Origin of the sequence: Nocardiopsis sp. RV163, assembly GCF_001029525.1 — a bacterium.
GTDB classification, from domain to species: domain Bacteria; phylum Actinomycetota; class Actinomycetes; order Streptosporangiales; family Streptosporangiaceae; genus Nocardiopsis; species Nocardiopsis dassonvillei.
Genome location: NZ_LEKI01000242.1, coordinates 1 through 5,591, shown reverse-complemented (window position 1 = coordinate 5,591; position 5,591 = coordinate 1). Strand labels below are relative to the sequence as shown.

At 73.9% G+C, this 5,591-nt stretch carries 4 protein-coding genes; 1 reads left to right on the top strand and 3 read right to left on the bottom strand.

Annotation, left to right across the window (positions count from 1 at the left end; all coding sequences use genetic code 11):
• A partial coding sequence (locus ABD54_RS25110) for a neutral zinc metallopeptidase (protein WP_235432193.1) occupies nucleotides 1-929 on the top strand: 929 nt, incomplete at its 5' end.
• Nucleotides 930-957: 28 nt separating this feature from the next.
• Here ABD54_RS25110 and ABD54_RS25105 read toward each other — a convergent pair.
• The 3 genes from ABD54_RS25105 to ABD54_RS25095 form a co-directional block, all read right to left on the bottom strand.
• Nucleotides 958-2,358, bottom strand: a complete 1,401-nt coding sequence (locus tag ABD54_RS25105) for an FAD-dependent oxidoreductase (protein WP_047872021.1) — start codon at nucleotides 2,356-2,358, stop codon at nucleotides 958-960.
• A 54-nt stretch (nucleotides 2,359-2,412) separates the two neighbouring features.
• Nucleotides 2,413-4,341, bottom strand: a complete 1,929-nt coding sequence (gene dxs / locus ABD54_RS25100) for a 1-deoxy-D-xylulose-5-phosphate synthase (protein WP_047872020.1) — start codon at nucleotides 4,339-4,341, stop codon at nucleotides 2,413-2,415.
• Between the two features lie 222 nt (nucleotides 4,342-4,563).
• Nucleotides 4,564-5,349, bottom strand: a complete 786-nt coding sequence (locus ABD54_RS25095; RefSeq protein ID WP_047872019.1) for a sulfite exporter TauE/SafE family protein — start codon at nucleotides 5,347-5,349, stop codon at nucleotides 4,564-4,566.
• Nucleotides 5,350-5,591 lie beyond the last annotated feature (242 nt).

The following is a 5,591-nucleotide window of genomic DNA, read 5'->3' as shown; positions in this document are numbered from 1 at the left end:
CCGTCGGGTTCCCGTCCGTCCGCTCCGCGTCCGGCGTCCTCCCCGGCGCCTCCGGTACCGGACCTCTCGGGTCGGGGGGTCCCGCCTCCGGGCCGCTCACCGCCGGATGGGTTCTCCACGGGGTCAGGCCCTGCTCGCGCAGGATGTCGTCGCCCCAGGAGGAGCCCCGGCCCACCGGCGTCGACCTGTCCGCCCACTACGACGACCGCCTCGGGGCGCGGCCCAACCAGGTGGAGGTCGACGTCGTCGACCACCCCCTCTACGACGTCGCCATGCCCGAACCGGTCGAGTGCGACGTCCCCGAACTGGACATCGACTCCGACGAGTCCTGGGAGGAGTTCGCGGCCGTCTCCGGGGACTGCCTGAACACGCTGTGGGCGCCGGTGTTCGAGGACCTGGGCCTGTCCGTGGAGCTGCCCGAGTTCGCCGTCACCCGGACCTCCCCCGACCCCCCCGACGCCAGCCCGGAGGACGGATACACGCTCGCCTACTACGAGAGCGACCTGAGCCGCATCACCGTCGTACTGCCCAACGTGCGCCAACTGGGCGCTTTGCTCCCCCCGAGCGAGCGCGAGGAGGTCTGGCTCGCCCTGATGGGCCACGAGTACGGCCACCACGTGCAGTACGCCACCGGCATACTGGACGTCGCGCACGGCATGACCTGGAAGGCCGAGAACGAGCAGGCCGAACTGGAGGCGCTGCGCCGCACCGAACTCCAGGCCGAGTGCATGGCCGGGGCGGGCCTGCGCGGGATCACCGGCGCCGACGAGGGGGCCCTGCGCACGGCCAACGAGCACTTCAACGGCGGCGGCGACCTCGACACGCACGGCACCGCCGGCAACCGGGCCCTCTGGCTGGAGCGGGGCTGGTCGCAGGAGACCGTGGAGGGCTGCAACACCTACGGCGCCGACACCGACCGGGTCGCCTGAGCCCGCGGCGCGGGGAGGGCGGGGCGGATCAGCCGCCGACGACCCTGCGGTAGGCCTCCCAGCCGTGGAGCTTGACCCGCTCGCCCCGGTCCAGCTCCACGGCTTGGTCGGCCTCGGCGGTGTCGATGCGCAGCCAGTCCTCGTAGTCGCTGTGGGCCACCCCGCGCTCGTCCAGCACGGTCTCCAGCGGAACCAGCTCCGGGGCCGCCTCTCGCAGCGCCCCGGCGTCCTCCAGCAGGGCGCGCACGGTCGCGGCGGCGTCGGACTTGTTGGTGCCGATCACCCCGGTGGCGCCCCGTTTGATCCAACCGGCCACGTAGTCGCCGGGGACCGCGCCGCCGTCGGCGTCCAGGACGCGCCCGCCCCGCTGGGGCACGGTGCGCCCCCGGGCGTCGAAGGGCACCCCGGGCAGCGCGACGCCCGCGTACCCCACCGAGCGCAGCACCATCCCGGCGGGCAGGTCCGTGGTCCGGCCGGTTCCGGCCAGACGTCCGTCCGCGTCCAGGCGGGTCTCCTCCACCCGCACGCCGCTCACGCGCCCCTCCTCCCGGCCCAGGACCTCCACGGGTCGGGTCCAGAAGTGCAGCCGCACGGTGCGCCCGCGCCCGCGGGGCCCTCGGGAGGCGTGCTCGGACAGGAGCCGCAGGTTGGTTCGGGCGGCCCGGGCGACGTCGCGCAGTTCAGGGGCGCCGGTGCCCACGGCGGTGGGGTCGATGTCGACCTGTTCGGGGCGCACGACGACGTCGGCACCGGGCAGCGCGAGCAGGTCGCGCAGCTCGGGCGCGGTGAACTTGGCCTGGAGGGGGCCGCGCCGCGACAGCAGGTGGACGGTGCGCACACGACTGGCGGCGAGCACGTCCAGGACCGGCTGGGGGATGTCGGTGTGACGGAGCTCGTCGGCGGTCTTGGCGAGGATGCGCACCACGTCCAGGGCGACGTTGCCCGCCCCGACCACGACGACCTCCTCGGCGTCGAGCACGAACCGCTCCAGGGCGGTGTCCGGGTGCCCGCAGTACCAGTTGACGAAGTCGGTGGCGGCGACGCTGCCGGGCAGGTCCTCCCCCGGCACGTCCATGCGGCGGTCGACGCTGGCGCCGGTGGCGTAGACGACGGCGTGGTGGGTGCGGGCCAGGTCGGCGCGGGTGAGGTCGGCGCCGAATTCGACCCCTCCGACGAAGCGCACGTCGGGGTGCTCCAGAACCCGGCGCAGCGCCCGGGCCACACCCTTGATCTTGGTGTGGTCGGGGGCCACCCCGTAGCGCACCAGCCCGTAGGGCGTGGGCAGGCGGTCCATGACGTCGACGCGCACGGGCACGCGCCGCTGCCGCGTCAGGGCGTCGGCGGCGTAGACGCCCGCCGGGCCGGAGCCGATCACGGCCACCCGGAGCGGTGCGGCGGTGCTGTGCTGCTCAGGTTCGGAGGAGCTCATGTGCCCATTCTGGCAGCCCGGGGGCGTCCCCCGGGCTGCCTGGGACGCGTGCGCTCAGGCGGTCTCGTCGGCCAGTTCGCCGGCGGACTTGGCGCCGTCGGTGTGCCGGGAGACCGTCTCGGTGAGGCTGCGGGACAGCTCCTGGGGGGTCAGGCCCTGCTCGCGCAGGATGTCGTCGCGCTTGGCGTGGTCCAGGAACTCCTGCGCGATGCCGAACGTGCGCACCGGCACGTCCACGTCGTGGTCGCGCAGCAGGCGGGCCACGGCGTCGCCGACCGCGCCGGTGCGGCCGTTGTCCTCGATGACCGCTACGACGCTGTGCTCGGCGGCCTCGGCGACCAGTGCCTCGTCCAGCGGCTTGACCCACAGGGGGTCGACGACGGTGACGCCCAGCCCCTGGGCGGCCATACGGTCGGCGACCTCGCAGGCGACCTGGGCCATGGTGCCGACGCCCACGATGAGCAGGTCCTTGGAGTTGCCGCCGTCGGCGGCTCGGCGGAGCAGGTCCATGGAGCCGACCCTGCCCACGGCGTCCAACTGCTCGGCGACCGCGCCCTTGGGGTAGCGCACGACGGTGGGCGCGTCCTCGACCGCGACGGCCTCGCGCACCAGGGCGCGCAGGCGCTCGGCGTCGCGGGGCGCGGCCAGGCGCAGGCCCGGGACCACCTGGAGGATGGACATGTCCCACATGCCGTTGTGGCTGGCGCCGTCGTTGCCGGTGATCCCGGCGCGGTCCAGGCAGAAGGTGACTCCCTGGCGGTGCAGGGCGGCGTCCATGAGCACCTGGTCGAAACAGCGGTTGAGGAAGGTGGCGTAGACGGCCACGACCGGGTGCAGGCCGTTCATGGCCATGCCGGTGGCCGCGGTGGCGGCGTGCTGCTCGGCGATGCCCACGTCGAAGGTGCGCTCGGGGTAGGCCTCGGCGAACTTGTTGAGGCCGGTGGGGTGGAGCATGGCGGCGGTGATGGCCACCACGTCGGGGCGCTCGGCGCCGATCTCCACCATGGTGTCGGCGAAGACCGAGGTCCACTTGACGGCCTTGGGGCCGGGCTTGGCCTGGCCGGTGGCCACGTCGAAGGGGCCGGGGGCGTGGAACTGGTCCTCGTCGTGGTTCTCGGCCGGGGCGTAGCCCTTGCCCTTCTGGGTGATGCAGTGGACGATCGCCGGGCCGCCGAAGTCGCGGGCGCGGCGCAGCGCCTTCTCCAGGGCCTGCTCGTCGTGGCCGTCGATGGGACCGAGGTACTTAAGGCCCAGGTCCTCGAACATCATCTGCGGCTGGATGGCGTCCTTGAGGCCCTTCTTGATGCCGTGCAGCGCCTCGTAGATGGGCTGGCCGACCACGGGCGTGCGGTTGAGGGTGGTCTTGGCCAGGTCCAGTGCCTGCTCGTAGCCGGGGGCCATGCGCAGGGAGGCGAGGTGGTCGGCCAGACCGCCCATGGTGGGCGAGTAGGAGCGGCCGTTGTCGTTGACCACGATGACCAGGCGCCGGTCCCGGCGCTCGGCGATGTTGTTGAGCGCCTCCCAGGCCATGCCGCCGGTGAGGGCGCCGTCGCCGATGACGGCGACCACGGTGCGGTCCTTGCGGCCACGCACCTCGTTGGCCTTGGCCATGCCGTCGGCGTAGGACAGCGCGGTGGAGGCGTGGGAGTTCTCGACGAAGTCGTGCTCGGACTCGGCGCGGGAGGGGTATCCGGACAGGCCGCCCTCGGACTTGAGGTTGGTGAAGTCGTGGCGGCCGGTGAGCACCTTGTGCGCGTAGGCCTGGTGCCCGGTGTCGAAGATGATGGGGTCGTTCGGGGAGTCGAAGACCCGGTGCAGCGCGATGGTCAGCTCGACGACGCCGAGGCTGGGGCCCAGGTGCCCGCCGGTCTGGGAGCAGGAGTCGACCAGGAAGTCCCGGATCTCCTGTGCCAGCGCAGGGAGCTGGTCGGCCGGAAGCCTCTTGAGCGCTTCCGGATTGTGTATCGACTCGAACAGTGCCACTGTCTCGTCAGTCCCCTCGTCCCGCGTGTCCGTTGAGTTTGCCGTTCCGCGCCCCTGACGTGGGCCGGGCTTGGCTACCGGCAGGTATGCATACCCGAGTTTATGGGCGTACGTCCACGGGTCCTACCCAACCCCGCGCGGGAGCGGCCCATGGAACGCCTATGCCGTCCGGTTACCGGGTTTTCGCGTACATTACTCGGTCCCCGGCACGGTGGCCGCGCGTCATCCCAGGAAGGCCCGGGCGAGCAGCCCCAGCGCGGAGGCCGCCACGACCGCCAGCAGGGCCGCGCGCAGCCGCCCGGCGTCGACGCGGCGGCGCAGCGCGGTCCCGGCGAAGAAGCCCGCGACCACGAAGGGGACCGCGCAGGCGCCGACCGCGGCGGTCCGGGCGTCCATCTGGCCGCCCAGGGCCAGGGCCGCCAGCGAGACCGCGCCGCCCAGGAGGAAGAACGCGGCCAGCGTGGCGCGGACCCGGGCGGGCTCCTCGTACTGGTAGAGCAGCGCCATGGGCGGGCCGCCGATCGTGGTGGCGGTGCCGGTGAGGCCGGACAGGGCCCCGGCCGCCACGAGCGAGACGGGGGTGATGCGCACCCGCAGGGACCAGAGCGAGAGGGCGACGGCCACCAGCACCATCGCCCCGACCGCGCCCGCCAGCGCGCGGGGCTCCAGGGCGGCCACCACCCACACGCCCAGAGCGGTTCCGGGTAGGCGCGCGGGCAGCCCCCAGGCGAGGCCGCGCCAGTCCACGTGCCGCCACTCCTGGAGGAGCGTGAGCCCGGGCAGGGCGATCACGGCGACCAGGAGCGCCCCCGGCACGAGGGCGGGGTCCAGGAAGGACAGGACGGGCGCGGCGACCAGCCCGAGGCCGAGGCCGACGGTGCTCTGCACCGCGGCCCCGACGAAGACGGCGACCACCGCGGCGGCGACGAACGCCGCCACGTCGGTGGGGGCGAGCAGGCCGTGGCCGCTGGGGGCCAGGAAGGACGCGGCGGAGAGTTCTGAGGGCACGGCGTGCGACGCTACATCCCCACTGTCCCGACCGGGTTCAGGAGGTGGGGAGATGGGACGACCGCGCGGGCCCGGTGGCGCGGCCCGGTGGTCTTTACCGCGAAGCCAGCAGCGCCCCCCGGGGGCGGTTCACCACCCCTCGGTCTCGGGGCCCTCGCCCCGCGCGGGAACACTGCGGGAGGGGACGGCGCGGGGGCCCGGCCCGGCGCCTGGGGCGCCGGGCCGGGTTGGAGGAGGCGGGG

Bases quoted from the DNA above. Each gene is read 5' to 3' on its own strand.
- ABD54_RS25105 (WP_047872021.1), bottom strand. From the start codon at position 2,358: ATGAGCTCCTCCGAACCTGAGCAGCACAGCACCGCCGCACCGCTCCGG.